1 protein-coding gene and 1 pseudogene are annotated in these 675 nt (G+C 47.1%); both read right to left on the bottom strand.

Going from position 1 to position 675, the window contains the following annotated elements:
- Positions 1-212: pseudogene (locus AB4503_RS25370) on the bottom strand (hypothetical protein); the annotation flags it as partial.
- A 343-nt stretch (positions 213-555) separates the two neighbouring features.
- The coding region (locus AB4503_RS25365; RefSeq protein WP_372115912.1) for a TraY domain-containing protein at positions 556-675 on the bottom strand (120 nt) is incomplete at its 5' end.

Here is a 675-nt window from a genome sequence, read left to right as displayed (position 1 = left end):
TGAGCTTGTTTTTGAACCGCAACCAAATGAACGCCCTTCCAACAGAAAGGAAATGCAAGGTGCCCAGTAAAAGGCAACAAAGCGGCAAACGCCATGTGTTCACGCCCAACCGTTCCCAGTTCTTTGACGCTGACAAAATCACCTTGTTCAACAAAGTGGCCTAATAAACTCACGGCCTCATCTTCACGACAATATCCGTAGATAATCTGCATCGTTCACACTCCTTGTTAGGACATTGTTTTGTTCTTTTAAAAAACAAAACGATGGGCTCTCTTTCAAGAGCCGTGCTACAAACTGGCTTGAGCATTCTTGTAGTAGAATGCGCACATCCAAAGGATGTGGTGTCTGGTATTCCCAAGTAACTCTATTTCACCACTCAACCAGCGTGCTTAATTGAGTAGAAAAACAGCCTTGGACGTCGCCCCAGAGAGGGCTCCTGAATTTGTTAGGCATATTACGCAGGCCTGCGCCCCTCTGCGGCGCTTTTTGCAATCGTGAAGGCAGCCCACCTTCGAGGCCATCTGAGGTAATAATCCCAGACGGCAATCTCATTCGTTACAGCGACCAATTAGGAAAACGTTTGAGGTGATCTTCTAATCGAAGTTTCCCTTCGCGCTTTTTGGCCCGCTCTGCTCTTTTCGCCGAGAGCGTTAACGTTTTATTCGCCTTTGATGA

Source organism: Vibrio sp. 10N.222.55.B11, from assembly GCF_041473705.1.
Taxonomy (GTDB): Bacteria; Pseudomonadota; Gammaproteobacteria; order Enterobacterales; family Vibrionaceae; genus Vibrio; species Vibrio crassostreae_C.
Note: the sequence above shows the minus strand (reverse complement) of the source record. Positions and strands in the feature narration are given on the sequence as shown.